Here is a 16,149-nt window from a genome sequence, read left to right on the forward strand (position 1 = left end):
TGACCATGCGTTGGATTCAGCTGCCACTGTTACGAACTTGGATCCTTTTACATTTGAACATGTGTGGGATTCAGCTGCCACTGTTACGAACTTGGATCCTTTTACATTTGACCATGCGTTGGATTCAGCTGCCACTGTTACGAACTTGGATCCTTTTACATTTGAACATGTGTGGGATTCAGCTGCCACTGTTACGAACTTGGGTTCTTTTACATTTGATTTTGTAGAGGATGAACTTCAGTTTATTACTGTTCCGCCATCTGCATCTACTGCGACAATTCGAGCGATTGGTGCTGCCGGAGGTCAGGGAACTGCAACAAATGGTCTTGGCGCATCTATTCAAGGCGATTTCCCTGTAACGCCGGGAGAAGTACTATCTATTTTGGTAGGAGGCCAAGGTGGAACATGGCCTGGTCCTGATCCCGATACTACTTTAGGCGGCGGCGGTGGGGGAAGTTTTGTTTGGCGCGGCACAGGACCTGTTACAATTGTTAATCTTTTGGTTGCAGCGGGCGGTGGCGGCGGTGCATCGTTCGTGGAATCAGGCTTAGATGCATCTACAGACAGCAGTGGTACGAGCGGCAATCCCGGTGGTGCTGGTGGTGCTGGTGGTTTTGGAGGATCAGCATTTTCTGAGGGTGCTGGCGGAGGAGGGATCCTTACATCTGGAGCTAGCTCTTTATTCGCACCATTAGGAGGCGGTCAGGCAATTTCTGCCGGAGGTGCTGGTGGGATTGGAGAAGGTGAAAATTATAGTTACGGCCTTGGCGGCGGCGGCGGCGATACCGAATATGGTGGCGGTGGCGGCGGCGGGTTTAGCGGTGGCGGCGGTGGCGGCGTATTCCATTCTCCAGGAGGCGGCGGCGGCGGAGGTTCCCAAAATAAGGGAACAAATCAAGTCAATACAGTTGGTGTAGGCACTGAAAACGGTCAGGTTACGATTAGCTTCGGCTAATAGTATGCGATGTTTTCATTAATTAAAACGGAGGTTAATTAAATGGATCTTGAAGAAGTATACAATTTTTTAGTGGATCAGATTGAAATAATTGCGGGTCGCCCATTATTTGATGAGGAAAAGGACGCTATTTTGGAAGGTTTACAATCCGATCAACACTTTTTTGATAAAGTAGAACTAAGGTTATCAAAGCGAGGATAAAGACCTAAAATAATGAGGCAATCCAATTCCCTTTGGATTGCCTCTTACAATGTATCAAAGTAAGAAATCAATTGTATCTTCAAGTTCAAACATTAGTAAAATTTCTTTCGCAATAACTGCGCGCAGCATTCGTTCTGCCTTCCTGTTGGCCTTCCTTAGCTCTTTATGGGAAGCCTTTTTATGTTTAAATTCGGACACGGTTGTCTGGAGAATTTCGACTTCTGTTTCTAACAAATTAGCCAATGATTGTTCCATCATTGCTATTCCTGCCAATTTCAAAGTTACAACATCTCGCCTTTTGGGAATATGAAAATCTTTTGGAATTTCCGGTAAACTCATGATAGCCCTCCTCTTTGCTAGTCAATAATACAAATAAAGCTCCCTCAAATGCACACATAATACCTATATGTAATCCTTATTTTTTTGTGCCAACTATTTAAATAAATTCCCACTAGTACGGTGAAGTGGAACGTATCATAAAAAATAAACAGACAACACTTTCGTGCGTCTGTTCAATTTTTTATGATGATAAATGCATTTCTTTTCCTTTCTATTATTCGCTCTAATTCTGAAATGGAATCACTTTGGATTTCTATATCCCTTTTTACGATAAAAATATCGTTTTGAGAAAACCAATCTTGTTTAATTACTGCATATTCAAGTTTGTTGACCGTATTTAAAAGATGTTCTAATGAAGAATTTATCTGAGAGAGAGATTTTTCTAACATTTCGTTGACATCTTCGCTAAAATAATCCTCCATATTCATATTCCCCTTTCTTATGGAAGATAAAAATGCTCAATCTTCGCTACTTTCAAAATCCTGGTAATCCCCAAAATCCTCGCAATCCTCTCGTGGTATATGAATGGCTTCAAGCGTTCTTTCTAATTTCTTGAGTAAAAGCCATTCCTTCATTACAATGGTTTCCAGCATTTGTGTGACCGAACGGTTCAAATCCAATATTTCTTTATTGGATGGTTTAGTAGGAAATTCAGAATGGGTTCCTATAAAAGCTTGAATTTTATCTGCTTCTGCTTCGATAAGAAGAGCCAATGCCTCTTCTTCATTGGCGACCGATTTAATTAAATCAAACAGGACATGATTTAATGAGTGTTTATCATGGTCGTCCATATGACTATGTTTATGTGAATGTTTTTCATCCCCATCCTTAGGGTGATGCTTTGTCATGGATTTAACACCTCTTTAAGAATTTTTTACATATGATAGATATATGTGCGAATGCCCGGTCCGGTGAGTGGAAATATAAATAAATCCAAAACATACAAATGAAACTGCCCTTCTTAAAACAAATTATCCCGCAAAACTTTAAGTATATAAACACTCGCTCGCATGCATACACCAATGCTCTTATCACTTTTATATATTAAAGAAAATATTGGAAAAAACGGTCCCTTTGTCCTATCAGTAAAGGAATTTAGCCCTACAAAAAAAATGATATGATAAAGAAGTAAAAATTTAGTAATCCCAATTGTTAACATAAACCTAATTCCATTGGACGGTATTGCAGCTAGGATATATCTGTCTCAATACTCCATTAAACCTATACGCATTGTGAAAAAATACTTTATACAGTAAGAGATGCTAGAAAAATGGGAGAGATTTACGTGATTTTAACATTATTTGACCGGAAGATAGCACTCACGTTTGTATTGCCGGAGCGAGTGACAGGTCGGTATGTGCTTTCTACGGAAGACGAAAGCGGCAGCAAAATCGAACTGATGGCAGTTGAGGCCGAAAATGGACAATGGTTCATAAAGTCCAACAAATATGCGTTCTTAAGCAATGCCGAGGAGCAAAAGGTCAGCAAGCAGCCGATCGAACCTTTCAAAACCTATACAATCAAGCGGGAAAATGAAAAGCCGTCGCTTTTATATGCCGAGCCATCGCAACCAGATCAATATGTATATACAAAGCACTACGTTACAACAAATGAAGTGAAAATCGGCAGGTCGAAAGACAGTCAAATTTGCTTTGCCAATAAATTAGTGTCCAATTCCCACTGTGTCATTGAATATGACAAAAACGGCAGAGCCCTTGTCCGTGATCTAAAAAGTTCCAATGGCACATATGTCAACGGAGAAAAGATCACCGAGCATACCCTTAAAATCGGCGATTGTATCTACATAATGGGGTTAAAAATTATTTACAACGGGAAACTGCTGTCATTAAACAACCCACATCAGCTAGTTCTTTTGGAGCGGAATGCGTTTCAGCCGTTTGCTGCCGAGCAGCCGAAAATAACAGAAGAGAAAGAGCTAGATGAATTTCAACAGGAGGAGGCTGCAGCCGAGCTTTTTTACCGCTCTCCTCGTTTTAAAAGAGAAATCGCAACAGCAGAAATCAAAATTGATCCCCCGCCACAGCCAGCCAACCCAGAAGAAACTCCGTTAATGCTACTATTAGGGCCGTCGCTCACAATGGGAATGGCCTCTTTATTTATGGGTCTGTTTACTTTACAAAATGTCATGTCATCGAATGGGGATATCAAGATGGCGATGCCGACGTTGGTAATGTCCTTTAGTATGTTGGTGGGTACGATACTTTGGCCGATTTTAACGAAACGGCATGAGAAAAAGACTAGGATTAAACAGGAAAAAATCAGACAGGAAAAATATCGCGCATACTTAATAGAAATGGCGCAGGTCATTGAGGATGAACGGAAGCGGCAAAGCGAGGTTCTCCATGAGAACCATGTTCCAATCGGGCATTGTATCGCCAGAATTCAAGCACGACAGCGAAACCTGTGGGAACGCACCTTTGGCCAAAATGACTTTTTAAAGTTGCGGTTAGGACTTGGCAATTTGCCGCTCAATGCTGACATCAAATTTCCGGAAAAACGCTTTACTCTTGCGGATGATGAACTGCAAGTAGAGCTCTATAAACTGGCAGATAGGCCTAAGGTCTTAACGGATGTACCCGTTACTTTCTCACTCTTGGAGGAAAAGGTCAGCGGGATTATTGGCAGCAGGAAAAAGGTAAAGGACTTTGTCGACGGGCTGATTTTTCAATTAACAGCCTTACATAGTTATGACGAATTAAAATTGGTGTTTGTTTACGATAAACGGGAACAGGACATGTGGAATTTTGTAAAATGGCTGCCACATGTGTGGGATGATACGAAAACCATTCGCTTTATGGCTACTGATGCCAATGAATTAAAAGAGCTGTCAGCTGTACTTGAAAAAGAACTTTCACAGCGGCTGGAGCAAGCGGATGAATCAGCTGCACCGCACTATGTTATTTTTTCGATGGATAAAAATTTAGCAGCAAAAGCGGAAATGTTCACGATGATGTTACAAGCAAAACAGAATATCGGATTTAGCTTAATTACCCTTTATGATGAATTGAAAAACTTGCCGAAAGAATGTTCAGCGGTCATTGAACTGGATGACGAAGCGGCAAAGATTTTTGATAAAGATGATATTACGGGGCAATATACGGCATTTCGCCCCGATATATATTTGCAGGAGGAACCGGAGAAGCTGGCGATTCAGCTTGCAAACATCAAGCTTTCTTCATTAAATAAGGCGTATACGCTGCCGGAGATGCTCACCTTTTTAGAAATGTTTGGTGTTAGTAAAATTGAGCATCTAAATGTGCTGACAAAATGGAAAGAAAATGATCCGGTGAAAACACTGGAAACACCAATCGGGGTCGATCAAGCGGGGGAATTATTCAAGCTCGATCTCCATGAAAAATTCCACGGTCCGCATGGACTGATTGCCGGGATGACTGGATCCGGGAAAAGTGAGTTTATCATGACGCTTATTATGTCACTTGCTGTAAATTATCATCCGGATGAAGTGGCGTTTATTTTAATCGATTATAAGGGCGGCGGCATGGCGAATGCGTTTGTGAACCTGCCGCATTTAGCAGGAACGATTACCAACCTCGACGGAGCCGCTGTTAAGCGTTCGCTGATTTCGATTCAAAGTGAGCTGAAGCGGCGCCAGTCGATTTTTAGCGAAACGAGCAAACGGGTGAATGAAAGCAATATCGATATTTATAAATACCAGAAGCTGTACCGGGAAGGCCGGGTTACCGAGCCGCTGCAGCATTTATTGATTATTTCTGACGAATTTGCCGAGCTGAAGACACAGCAGCCGGAATTCATGGCGCAGCTTGTCAGTGCAGCAAGGATTGGCCGCAGCCTCGGGATTCACTTAATTCTCGCAACGCAAAAGCCATCGGGAGTTGTCGATGATCAGATTTGGAGTAACAGCAAATTTAGAATCAGCCTGAAAGTGCAGGAGAAGGCGGACAGCATGGAGGTCATTAAGCGGCCGGATGCTGCGGAGCTCTCGACAACTGGGCGCTTTTTCCTCCAGGTTGGCTTCAATGAAGTGTTTATGCTCGGGCAGTCAGCCTGGGGCGGTGCTCCGTATTATCCAGAGGAAAAATTGGAGCAGCGCCGTGATGACAGTATTGTCGTTATCGACAATATCGGCCGTGTTCTAAAGAGCGCCAGAATTGACAAGCGAAACACACTGATGAAGAATCCGCCGAAGCAATTGGATGAAATCACGAATTACCTAGCCCATTTGGCGTCTCAAGAACAGGTTAAAGTAAAACAGCTCTGGCTCGAGCCGATTCCAAGTCAAATCTATTTGGAAAAATTGCATGAAAAATACCGCGTGATGGCAGAACAAAACTTTGACTTAAATCCGCTGATTGGCGAGTACGATGACCCGGCAAATCAAAGTCAGCACATCCTGAGACTACCGTTAACAGCGGAAGGGAACACCGTCCTTTATGGTGTTGCCGGCAGCGGAAAAACTAGCTTTTTGGCGACGATGATTTATTCACTCATGGAAGAGCACACACCGGAAGAGGTCAATCTGTACCTATTAGATTTTAGCAGTGAAACGTTAAGCTGGTTCAAAGAAGCGCCTCATGTTGGTGATGTCGTGCTGTCACATGAAAGCGAAAAGGTTAGCAATTTATTTAAAATGTTAACGAAGGAAATCGAACGCAGGAAAAAGTTACTTTCCAATTATGGCGGCGATTTCAGCACGTACAATCACTCAGCCAATCAAGCGCTCGCTTCGATTGTTGTCGTGATTCATAACTATGCTGCTTTTTCGGAGATGTATGAGGATTACGAAGAAGCCATTTCCTTCTTGACGCGCGAAGGACTCAAATACGGAATTTACTTTGTCGTCACCGCGGCAAACACGGGAGCAATCCGCTATCGTTTGCTGCAAAACTTTAAGCAGCTGTTAGTCCTGCAATTGAACGATACAACCGAATACTCAGGTGTATTGGGCAGTGTTGACGGGGTCTATCCTTCGAAATATAAAGGACGAGGCATTTTTAAAACGGGCAGTGTGTATGAATTCCAGACCGCTCTGATCACAGATGCGACAACGGATATGTATCGTTTTATGACCAATTATTGCTTGGAGAAAAGTAAAGGGTGGCATAAGGCGAGGGCAAGAAGGATTCCAATTCTTCCGGAAAAAGTCGATCGCGACTTTTTTGCCGCCGCTGAACTGAAAACCACTATGCCGGGAAAAGTACCGGTAGCGGTGGAGAAAAACTCGCTGGCGATTTCTTATTATGACTTTAGCGACTCACTAGTCAATCTTGTCCTTACCGGCAGCAGTGATGAAGAATGCACTCAGTTTATCCAAGGTGCAGCCGAAGTGCTGGCGGCGAGTGGGGAGAACGAGGTGATTGCGATTGACCCGCTTCATAACTTCCGGCCAGATTCGAACCGGAATTATCGATATGTGACCGGGACCAATCCAATCGAAGAGACGGTTGTCTATCTATTCAACACCCTTGTCTACCGCAATAACACGACAAAGGATGCGGTCGCAGACGGTGTAACGCCGCCGGTGTTTGAGCCCATTTTCTGTGTGATTGATTCGTTCATCGAGATGAATCTGGCGTTATCAGCAGATGGCAAGGATAAGCTGACGGTGTTTTTAGAGAAGGGCAGCTCGCTTGCCGTCCATCTCATCATTGGCGACCAGGCCGACCGCATCAACTCGATTTCCTATGAAAGCTGGTTTAAAAATCAGGTGTCGCAAAGCGATGGAATTTGGGTTGGCAGCGGCATAACCGATCAATATGTATTGAAGACGAATAAGACCTCTAGCGACATGTATCAGGAAATACCGAACGACTTTGGTTATGTGATTAAGAAAGGGAAGCCGGTATTAGTGAAGCTGTTATCATCAGCGGCTGCAAGCGAGGAGGAGTTAGTTTATGGATAAGGTGTTAGTGGAAGTGTTTATCCCTGCTGCTAATCAGAAGTTTGATACCTTCCTCCCGCTCAAAAGCCCGCTTCACGAAGTTGTGCTGTTACTAGCGAATACGATGACCGAATTGTCGCAAGGATATTTTACCGGAACCGAACACACCATTCTTTGCAACCGGCACACAGGGGAAATCTTTAATATCAACGCCACTGTGGAAGAACTCGGCTTCAAAAACGGGGCAAAGCTGATGCTGCTTTGAAAAAAGAACTTGGTAAGGAAGGTTCACAATGAAAAACACAAAAAGGATTTTGCTGTTAATCCTACTTATCCTGGTTTTGATGGGAAGTACAGGCTGTACGAGTTCAGAAGGCAAAATCCTAAACTATTTAGAAGATAAATATGGTGAAACGTTTGTTGTTGAAAACAAGAAGGAAGGCAGTTCGCTATTTTTTTTGAAAAAATAAAACAGTTAGGAACAGATTCTTATACACTTTCAGTTGGCTTTGTAGATCAATCAGAAGATGTTTCAGATTATATTCGAACAGCTAACGTTAATAACATTCCGTGGTCCAATCTGGCAGGGAAGATTTACGGCTATTTAGGTGTAAATGACCATTTCTAAATAAACAGCCCCGAGTCCTTAATGGAAATTTTACACCTTTCAAGGAGCAGTACTAAGTTACTTATAATTATGGACTAATCAGAAGAGATATTTAGTATTAAGGACGGTGCCCGATGAAAATCAAAAAAAGGATATTGCTGATTACCTTACTAATCATGGTGATGATAGGAGGAACGGGTTGTATGAGTTCAGAAGGAAAAATTTTAAATTATATTGAGGATAAATATGGTGAAAAGTTTGTTGTTGAAGGTAAAAAAGAAGGAAGTGTGTTGTTCCCAGAAATGTATGGAAAAGATAAAATCTTTGCTTATCCGGAAGGGAAGCCTGAATTAATTTTTGAGGCAGGAGAGAGTTCGTCAAAGGAAAAAAAATACTATGATGAGTATATACCAGCAATTTGGGGCGATGAGCTGACTAGAAGTTTAAAAGACAGCCTTAAAAGAAGTCTTCCGCAAGCAAGTATTTATAAAATTTATGTTAACGTTGCGGGAAGTAAATATAACGTAAATATGAAGGAATTGTCTATTATAAATTATGTAAAAGAGGAAAACAAAGACATTAGGATTGTGTTAAAAGTAGCGATAAAATCCCAAGGAAAACCAAATTTAGAGGAATATAGTGACGGTCTATACAAGGCTTTCGAAGAAATAAAAAGTTTAAATACTACTTTTTACGGACTATCTGTGGGCTTCGTGGATCAATCAGAGGATATTAATGAATATGTTAGAACCTCAAATGTTAATAACTTACCGTGGTCCAATCTAGCGGGAAACGTTTATGGATATCTACTAGTAAATCAAAATGTCAATGATATTAATAGCCCCAATGATTTAATGAAATATTATACACCAGTTAAGGAGTGATAATATGACATTATCTAATTTAACGGAAGAAGAAAAATATTTACTCCTACGGTTTTCATATGTGGATCTGCCAGAAGATTATATGATTGACCCTAAGAACCCTGCGAATTTTGGTAAGTTATTAGATGAAATGATGCTGATATCTTCTGACTATGAGGAAAATAAAGATTTTAAAGCCATCTTCGATTATGTAAACGGCACAAAGGGCAGCAACCTGGCAAACATCCAATTAACTAGCTACCAAAACAACAACCCAACATGGAATGATGTCTTTCATGGGAAGCTTGATTCTGGTTTTGTCGGCTATGCCTTGAAGGATGATGAAGGGAACGCCACCTCCTTGTTTAGGGGCAGTGAAAGTCTTGGAAGCATGCTGCATATCATGACAGACTGGAAATCCAATGTTGATGCAGGTATCGGCCAGGAAATCCAGCAGCAGAGAGAAGCAGCGCTTTTTTTTAAGGAAAATATTTTAGGGGCCGAGGGCGACACCTTTGTGATGGGCCACTCCAAAGGCGGAAATTTAGCCAATTATGTGCTGGTAAAGTTTTTTGATCAAGATGAAAAACTGAAATCGTATGTTGTCAATGGCGCGCCGATTAACTGGTGGATTCTTTCAAAGGAAGAACAGGAGGTCTTAAAAAGCGAGCGGAATACATTTATCGTTCATGCGGATGATGGAGTTTCACAGCTGGGGCATGTACCATACGTCGCCAAGACTATACAAACAAAGAATAAGATGGGGAAATTGGCCTTGCTCTCGGCAGTCCTTGCCTACGGGGTCCTTGCCATCGATGCCCATAGCTTAGATGCAGTGGAGTTTGACGAAAATGGAAATTTCATAGGAGCAACTGACGGGGCATCATCGGGCCGAATGGCTGGAAACTTTATTTTCTCAGGGATTATGCTCCCATTATCCTTTGATGCCATTCGTGATAAGGCCATGGCGTCCTTAAGGCAGGGCGTGTTTCAAATATTGACTGCAATCGCGACAACAGCGGTAGAAATGAAACAAAAACTCGATCAGAAATTGCTGCAAATCAAAATCGAGTGTATTCGCTATATTTTTACCTTCATGAAGGTTTCGCAGAAATTAAAGCAGGATTTAAACCAATTTTTCGACCGATTCATCGATAAAGCAAAATCGTTTGCTGCACTGCTATGGGGTACACTTACCGGCGGTCACGGTTTTGCAGTAGAGCCAATTCTAAAAGTCGATCTTTCGAGGCTCGCTTACTATTCTTCGAGATTGCAAGCATTGAAGCGAAGAACGCAGCATGTGAATAGCATGATTGATAGTTTGTATCGTGAGGCCGACCTGTTGGATTTGGGGCATGTGTTAAAGGCAGATATGCTCACAACCTTTCATTTCAGAATCAATGATAATATCCAGTATCTTAACAGGACAATGGAATTATTGGAAAAAGGCGAAGCGGCATTACTGAGAAAAGCAGAAGCGATTCGCTAGTTTTAAGGGGTGTGTTTCCATGGATGCAAAGGTGAAAAATAAGATTGATAACATTATTTCCGAACTTAATACCCTTGCCCGGGAGCTGGACGACATCTCGCAAGGTATTAACCGCGAATTCAAAGGGATAGGTGCCATTAAATGTGCATCAAGCCTGCAAAGCACGGCAGGGAAGTATCGGGCGGTTATTCATGAATTAAGAAAAATGTAAATTCAAAGAGTTACGCTCATCGAAAGGAGGTGATCAGAATGGCTCGATCGATTATGGTGGATCCGGCGAAGCTTGAAAAGGCAGCAACGGGCATTGATCAGCAGGCCGCTGATTATGAAAGGCTCTATAAACAGTTGTTTACGGAAGTTGAGGCAATGGGTGCTGCATGGCAAGGGGCAGATAATCTTGCTTACGTGACCCAGATCAAAGGCTTTACCGATGATTTCATGAAAATGAAGGCGAAAATGGATGAGTTCTCTCATTTCCTGAAGACATCAGCAAAAACTTATCGCGACACGCAAAATGAAGTTATTAGCGGTGCGAAACGATTATCGAACTAATTTTTCTTTTCAACAAATGGGCATTTTTTAAAACAAGGGGGTGGACCTAATGACGATTGAGGGAGTAAAAATTTCGCTTGGTGAGGTTAGTAAGACGGCCAACCAAATCAGGAATTTAAACAACAACTTGTATGTTAGATTACAAGATATTAAGAAAGAAATGAATGCACTGAGCCAGACATGGAATAGTGATGCATCCAATACGATTCGTGCCAATTTCAATGCATTTTCGACACGGTTTGATAACTATCGTGAAGTGGTGGAAAGTTACTCGAAATTTTTGGATGTGACAGTCACCAATTATGATGCCACAGAAGCGGCGATTAACAATAACGCCAGTCAATTTAAGTAATCGTTAAATCCATGGAGGGGCAATAGCTGCTATGTGCAAGCTGCCCTTCCATCCTAATAGGAATCCAACAAAAGGGGTCGGACAGCCTTGATCAAACAAATGAATTTAAATGTGGAGAATTGCCGTGAATATTTATTTTTTAAGGTGAACGGCGAAATGGAAGTGGCCACGAATGAAATTGGCTTGCTGGAAAATAGCCAAGTCTTTGGTTTGCTGTCGATGGTTGTCATCGAAAAAGAGAAGGATGTTTATTTTAGGTATGATTTGTCTGCATGGGAAAATATCAGACCACTATTTTTTAAAGGATTCTCCAAGGAACGGTTGCACAAGTTTCTAATAGATATAGTAGAAACCCTTCTTCATTCAAAAAAAATCGGTCTGCAGCTCGGTAATATTGTCGCGGATAAAAGATATATCTATATTGACCCATTATCGGGAAAGCCGTTATTTTTCTATATGCCGATTAAAAATAACCAATATGAAACCGGCACCGTAAAGGATTTTTTAATAAGTTTACTTTGGATGGCACCGTATGACGAGGAGGACGATTTGTCTTTCTTTATGAAAATTCATAATTACCTTGTTCAGGCAGAGGAGATTGATTTGCTGGACTTTAAAGAAACGCTCGAGTCGCTTGCGATTGTTCCGGACGAGTCTGAACAGCCGCAAGATGGAAATAGGGAACCTCTGGGGAAAAAATCAACTGGTAGTTCCTCCGGAAAAAGCTCCCCTTCAAGGCCGGCAAAAAAGCAGCCAGCTGGAAAAAAGGCCAGTTTCTATAGTCCAGGCAAAGGTGAAGTTCTTCTTGAAGATCAAAATGAGGGTCTCGTCGCACATAATCGGAGTGTGACGCACGACAAGCAAACAGGCCAAAAGCTTGAAATTGAGGAAGAAATTCAATACAAACGGGTAACAAGAACGGAGCTCGGGGAAACGCGAGCCGCTAGGGAAGTGGCGGCAGCGTTGGCTGCGACTCAAATTAATGTCGTTCCCCGTAATGGTCAGGGAATTTCCATTGAAATTGAACATCAGGATGAAGGAACAACCGTTTTAGGCATGGCCGACGAACAATCCCGCGTTATAGCTGTTGCTGATGAAGGCACGACTACTCTGGGAATAGATGCTCCCCAGCCGTTCCTTTTAACTCTTGTGAATCGCGAGAAAATCGGGATTGCCAAGGATGTATTTAAGCTTGGCCGTGATGCTAAAAATGTCGACTATATTTCTAATAATAAAGCGGTCGGCCGTGTCCATGCCCATATCCTAACAGAGGACGGCGAGTACTTTTTGAAGGACAACCGCTCGACAAACGGAAGCTTTGTCAATGATATCAAGCTCGCCCGGAATGAAAAGGTGAAAATCAAGCATGACGACCGCATCACCCTTGCCAACGAAGAGTTTATTTTTAAGGTGTTTTAAGATTCGCCGATAGAACTGTGAAAATCGCCGATAGAATCCGAAAATTCGCCGATAGACCTCAATAATTCGCTGAAGAAAGGCGGTGAATGCATGTCATTTCAAATTGCTTATCATACAGACGCTGGAATTAAAAAGAAAACGAATCAAGATGCCTTGCTAATTAAAACAGCAAAATCACTTAAGGGAAGAGTCGGTCTGTTTGCCGTTTGTGATGGTATGGGCGGGCTCAGCCAAGGCGAATTGGCGAGTGCCACCGTCATCAAAGGCATGTCGGACTGGTTTGAAACGGAGCTTCCCGAGCTGCTCCTGTCAGACAATGAGCAAATCGATACAGACATCCAGCAGCAATTAGCGGACAGTGTAAAGGCGCTGAATCGAAAAATTTTAGCGTACGGGGAAGCCGGAAATATTAAGCTGGGAACGACCATCACAGCGTTACTGATAATTGATTCCAATTATTTTCTTTTACACGTCGGCGACAGCAGAGCCTACCGGATTGGAGACGGCATTTTTCAATTAACGAACGACCAAACTCTAGTGGCTCGGGAGCTTGAGCGCGGCAATATTACCGAAGAGCAAGCGAAAATCGATCCGCGCCGCAATATCCTGCTGCAATGTGTCGGTGCCTCACCAGAACTGGACCCTGTCATATCACAAGGTGAAGTAAAAGAAGGTGATTTGTTCATGCTCTGCACGGATGGCTTTTACCATGAAATCAGCGAGGATGAGATATTCACCAGTCTCAGACCGGACCGTTTTTCAAAAGAGAAACATATGAAGGAAACGCTTGTCAGGCAGGTCGACCTGGTAAAGAAACGCAAGGAAAAAGATAATATTTCCGTATTAATAACGAAAGTAACTGCGGGTGAAGCATCTTGATTAAAATCGGCACCATTATTGATGAACGTTATGAAATTTTAAAAGAAATCGGCCGCGGCGGCATGAGTATTGTTTATCTTGCGATGGATAACAGGCTCAAGAAATCGCTGGTCATAAAGGATATCCGCAAACGCGCCAATAAGAATGATGAATTACTTGTCAACAGTCTTGTCGTTGAGGCGAATATGCTGAAAAGATTGGACCACGGCGCCTTGCCGCGCATTTATGATGTTATTGACCGCCAAGGCGAAATTTACGTGGTGATGGATTATATTGAAGGCGAATCGCTGAAAGAGAAGCTGCATCGTGAGAAAACGGCTTCCGCTGATGAGGTCATCGATTGGGCGAAGCAGTTAAGTGATGTCCTCGGCTACTTACATACGAGAAGGCCAAATCCGATCATTTATCGCGATATGAAGCCCGATAATATCATGCTGACCCCTGAGGGAAAAATCAAGCTGATTGACTTTGGGATTGCGAGAGAGTTTAAGACAGAAAATACGACCGATACCACGAACCTCGGCACAAAGGGATACGCCGCTCCTGAGCAGATATCCGGTGCTCAGACGGATGCGAGAACCGATATTTATAGTTTAGGTGTGACCCTCTACCATTTAGTGACGGGAAAAACCTTAAGTGATCCGCCCTATGAATTAAAGCCGATTCGAACGTGGAATTCTGCTCTGCCGGAGGGGCTTGAACATATTATTGCTAAATGTACCCAGGCCGAGCCGGGGAATCGTTATCAAAGCTGTGAAGAGCTAACCTATGATCTTGTGAACATCAACAAATTAACTCAGGGCTATAAACGGAAGCTTTTTAAAAAATTGGCTGTTTTCCTGATTCCGGCCGTTCTGTTCCTCGGATTTTCGACAACCTCTGTCATGGGCTATAAAGGGATGAAGAATGAACAGCTCCAGGATTATATGAGTTTAATTAATGACGCAAACGGCTATCTCCAAAACGGCCGCGATGCAGATGCTATTAAAATTCTTGAAAATGCCATTAAGCTCGATAAGAGCAAGGCGATGGCCTATAACAATTTACTAGATATCTATATTCGTAGAGGAGAAGCAGATAAAGGACTTTCGAATCTTGAACGATATATCGATGAAGGCTATGGCAATGTTGACAGAAATAACGAGGTTCTGTTCAAAGTAGGGATGACATATTTCGATGTCGAAAAGGATTATTTCCGTGCCCGGGAATTTTTTAACAAGGTGGAGGTAAAGGCCAAGCCGGAGGTCGAGTACTACAGGTCTTTAGCTACAACGATGGGGAGTTTAGACATTGACTTTAAAAAGTTTGCCCATGACTTGGACGATTTTGAAGCGTTCACCGATAAAGCGCGAAATGATGCTAAAAAAATTGCCAACTACAATTCATTAGCGAATATTTACTTATCGTATAAAGGACAAATTCCGAATGCGAACACGAGGGCGATTCAATTGATCGACAGGGCCAACAATGTGTTATCGAAATTGGATGATGATTCCCTAGCTGACAAATATGCCAGAGATTTTGAACTGAAATTAGCACAGGCCTATTACAGCAAAGGCATTAATTCGGTGGATAAAACGGCAGACACTGAGGACTTTGAGGAAGCAATCCGCCATTACACCAATCTCCTTAATGATGGCGATGATATGAATCAAGAGGAGTACATGATTAAAATCGGGACGATTTATCAGGAAATGCGCCAGCGTGAGCAGGCGGTTGAACAATTTGAGAGTACAATCGAACAGTTTCCCGCAAGTCTTAATGCTTATATTAAACTAGGAAACTTGCTGCTTGATATCGAGCAGCCGAAAGAAGAGGCTCGAAGGAATTATGCGCACGCCTTAAAGGTGTATGAGCAGGCAGCAAAGTTAAAGGATGCTGTCAAGGATGAGGGCTTTTTAAAGCTGAGAAAAAGGTATATGAATTTGAATCTGGTAGGGCAGGGGGGATAAAGGTGGAATATCAAACAATCTTTTATGGCGGCCTTGCCGGTGCCTTCCTCACACTCATGATCTCGATTTTTCTTTTTCTCAAATTAAATATTTCAGAAGTGATCGAGGATTTAACCGGATTTAGTTTCCACAAATGGGTCAAAAAGCTGAAGGGCCGCGCCCGTTCTAAACGCGAACAGAGTGTTAAACCAATCACACGGGAGATTCAGCCCCGCCGCGATGTCGAAATGGAAGTGGCGATCACCACTGGCGGTGTTGATGCAACGGAACTTTTAGCAGCAGCTGACGATGACGAAACGGAACTCTTGGCAGCAGCACCGGACACCGATGAAACCGAACTTTTGGCAGCAGCACCGGACACCGATGAAACCGAACTCTTGGCGGCAGCACCGGACACCGATGAAACCGAATTTTTGGCAGCAGCACCGGACACCGATGAAACCGAATTTTTGGCAGCAGCCGATGCAGATGTGACCGAACTCTTGGCAGATGACGCAGCGGCAACGGAGTTATTATCTATCGAGAATGACGAAACGGTGCTGCTGGATGAAGCGACAGAGGAAACTTCCGTATTAACAGGACCAGATTCAGAAAGCGAATTTATTATAGAGCGTGACGTTGTTATCGTTCATACGAATGCAACCATAAAAGGAGACTAAA

At 42.7% G+C, this 16,149-nt stretch carries 16 protein-coding genes and 1 pseudogene; 14 read left to right on the forward strand and 3 right to left on the reverse strand.

Annotated features, from left to right (window positions below; translation table 11 throughout):
* Positions 1-955 (forward strand): annotated as a pseudogene (locus tag ACFVSW_RS17730) (hypothetical protein); the annotation flags it as partial.
* A gap of 42 nt (positions 956-997) precedes the next feature.
* Positions 998-1,156, forward strand: a complete 159-nt coding sequence (locus ACFVSW_RS17735) for a hypothetical protein (RefSeq protein ID WP_387317974.1) — start codon at positions 998-1,000, stop codon at positions 1,154-1,156.
* A gap of 54 nt (positions 1,157-1,210) precedes the next feature.
* Here the strand turns inward: ACFVSW_RS17735 and ACFVSW_RS17740 are convergent, their stop codons facing one another.
* The 3 genes from ACFVSW_RS17740 to ACFVSW_RS17750 all read right to left on the reverse strand — a co-directional run bounded on the left by ACFVSW_RS17740 (position 1,211) and on the right by ACFVSW_RS17750 (position 2,343).
* Positions 1,211-1,495 (reverse strand): alpha-helical endospore appendage domain-containing protein, encoded by a 285-nt coding sequence (locus ACFVSW_RS17740; protein WP_387317975.1) that lies wholly within the window; start codon positions 1,493-1,495, stop codon positions 1,211-1,213.
* Positions 1,496-1,668: 173 nt separating this feature from the next.
* On the reverse strand, positions 1,669-1,917 hold the full coding sequence (locus tag ACFVSW_RS17745) for a hypothetical protein (RefSeq protein ID WP_387317976.1): 249 nt from the start codon (positions 1,915-1,917) through the stop codon (positions 1,669-1,671).
* 36 nt (positions 1,918-1,953) lie between these two features.
* Complete coding sequence (locus ACFVSW_RS17750) at positions 1,954-2,343, reverse strand: alpha-helical endospore appendage domain-containing protein (protein WP_387317977.1); 390 nt, start codon at positions 2,341-2,343, stop codon at positions 1,954-1,956.
* 437 nt (positions 2,344-2,780) lie between these two features.
* On the opposite strand from ACFVSW_RS17750, the gene essC reads away from it, so the two are divergent.
* From essC to ACFVSW_RS17810, 12 genes are all read left to right on the forward strand, one after another.
* Positions 2,781-7,397, forward strand: coding sequence for a type VII secretion protein EssC (gene essC / locus ACFVSW_RS17755; RefSeq protein WP_387317978.1), 4,617 nt, complete (start codon positions 2,781-2,783; stop codon positions 7,395-7,397).
* Entirely contained in the window at positions 7,390-7,641 is a 252-nt protein-coding gene (locus tag ACFVSW_RS17760; RefSeq protein ID WP_387317979.1) for a methyltransferase, read from the forward strand. The genes essC and ACFVSW_RS17760 overlap by 8 nt, the downstream gene beginning before the upstream one ends.
* 28 nt (positions 7,642-7,669) lie before the next feature.
* A complete protein-coding gene (locus tag ACFVSW_RS17765) occupies positions 7,670-7,846 on the forward strand; it encodes a hypothetical protein (RefSeq protein WP_387317980.1) in 177 nt (58 codons plus the stop codon).
* 271 nt (positions 7,847-8,117) lie between these two features.
* Positions 8,118-8,867 (forward strand): hypothetical protein, encoded by a 750-nt coding sequence (locus ACFVSW_RS17770; RefSeq protein WP_387317981.1) that lies wholly within the window; start codon positions 8,118-8,120, stop codon positions 8,865-8,867.
* A 4-nt stretch (positions 8,868-8,871) separates the two neighbouring features.
* On the forward strand, positions 8,872-10,335 hold the full coding sequence (locus tag ACFVSW_RS17775; RefSeq protein WP_387317982.1) for an Mbeg1-like protein: 1,464 nt from the start codon (positions 8,872-8,874) through the stop codon (positions 10,333-10,335).
* A gap of 19 nt (positions 10,336-10,354) precedes the next feature.
* Positions 10,355-10,546 (forward strand): hypothetical protein, encoded by a 192-nt coding sequence (locus tag ACFVSW_RS17780; protein WP_387317983.1) that lies wholly within the window; start codon positions 10,355-10,357, stop codon positions 10,544-10,546.
* A gap of 38 nt (positions 10,547-10,584) precedes the next feature.
* Complete coding sequence (locus ACFVSW_RS17785) at positions 10,585-10,887, forward strand: WXG100 family type VII secretion target (RefSeq protein ID WP_387317984.1); 303 nt, start codon at positions 10,585-10,587, stop codon at positions 10,885-10,887.
* Positions 10,888-10,936: 49 nt separating this feature from the next.
* Complete coding sequence (locus tag ACFVSW_RS17790) at positions 10,937-11,239, forward strand: pore-forming ESAT-6 family protein (protein ID WP_024027633.1); 303 nt, start codon at positions 10,937-10,939, stop codon at positions 11,237-11,239.
* Positions 11,240-11,326: 87 nt separating this feature from the next.
* Positions 11,327-12,658 carry a DUF6382 domain-containing protein gene (locus ACFVSW_RS17795; protein WP_387317985.1) on the forward strand — a complete coding sequence of 444 codons (1,332 nt, stop codon included), beginning with the start codon at positions 11,327-11,329 and terminating at the stop codon, positions 12,656-12,658.
* Between the two features lie 90 nt (positions 12,659-12,748).
* Complete coding sequence (locus ACFVSW_RS17800) at positions 12,749-13,537, forward strand: PP2C family protein-serine/threonine phosphatase (RefSeq protein ID WP_387317986.1); 789 nt, start codon at positions 12,749-12,751, stop codon at positions 13,535-13,537.
* On the forward strand, positions 13,534-15,489 hold the full coding sequence (locus tag ACFVSW_RS17805; protein WP_387317987.1) for a protein kinase domain-containing protein: 1,956 nt from the start codon (positions 13,534-13,536) through the stop codon (positions 15,487-15,489). The genes ACFVSW_RS17800 and ACFVSW_RS17805 overlap by 4 nt, the downstream gene beginning before the upstream one ends.
* A 2-nt stretch (positions 15,490-15,491) precedes the next feature.
* Positions 15,492-16,148 (forward strand): hypothetical protein, encoded by a 657-nt coding sequence (locus ACFVSW_RS17810; RefSeq protein WP_387317988.1) that lies wholly within the window; start codon positions 15,492-15,494, stop codon positions 16,146-16,148.
* The last annotated feature ends 1 nt before the right edge of the window (position 16,149 follow it).

The organism is Neobacillus sp. NPDC058068 (genome assembly GCF_042885335.1).
In the GTDB taxonomy this organism is placed as follows: Bacteria; Bacillota; Bacilli; order Bacillales; family Cytobacillaceae; genus Neobacillus.

Excerpts from the sequence above, each read along its gene's own strand:
- ACFVSW_RS17770 (WP_387317981.1), top strand. The coding sequence starts at position 8,118 with ATGAAAATCAAAAAAAGGATATTGCTGATTACCTTACTAATCATGGTG.
- ACFVSW_RS17760 (WP_387317979.1), top strand. The coding sequence starts at position 7,390 with ATGGATAAGGTGTTAGTGGAAGTGTTTATCCCTGCTGCTAATCAGAAG.
- ACFVSW_RS17740 (WP_387317975.1), bottom strand. The coding sequence starts at position 1,495 with ATGAGTTTACCGGAAATTCCAAAAGATTTTCATATTCCCAAAAGGCGA.
- ACFVSW_RS17735 (WP_387317974.1), top strand. The coding sequence starts at position 998 with ATGGATCTTGAAGAAGTATACAATTTTTTAGTGGATCAGATTGAAATA.
- ACFVSW_RS17790 (WP_024027633.1), top strand. The coding sequence starts at position 10,937 with ATGACGATTGAGGGAGTAAAAATTTCGCTTGGTGAGGTTAGTAAGACG.
- ACFVSW_RS17785 (WP_387317984.1), top strand. The coding sequence starts at position 10,585 with ATGGCTCGATCGATTATGGTGGATCCGGCGAAGCTTGAAAAGGCAGCA.
- ACFVSW_RS17745 (WP_387317976.1), bottom strand. The coding sequence starts at position 1,917 with ATGGAGGATTATTTTAGCGAAGATGTCAACGAAATGTTAGAAAAATCT.
- ACFVSW_RS17765 (WP_387317980.1), top strand. The coding sequence starts at position 7,670 with ATGAAAAACACAAAAAGGATTTTGCTGTTAATCCTACTTATCCTGGTT.
- ACFVSW_RS17775 (WP_387317982.1), top strand. The coding sequence starts at position 8,872 with ATGACATTATCTAATTTAACGGAAGAAGAAAAATATTTACTCCTACGG.
- ACFVSW_RS17780 (WP_387317983.1), top strand. The coding sequence starts at position 10,355 with ATGGATGCAAAGGTGAAAAATAAGATTGATAACATTATTTCCGAACTT.
- ACFVSW_RS17750 (WP_387317977.1), bottom strand. The coding sequence starts at position 2,343 with ATGACAAAGCATCACCCTAAGGATGGGGATGAAAAACATTCACATAAA.
- ACFVSW_RS17800 (WP_387317986.1), top strand. The coding sequence starts at position 12,749 with ATGTCATTTCAAATTGCTTATCATACAGACGCTGGAATTAAAAAGAAA.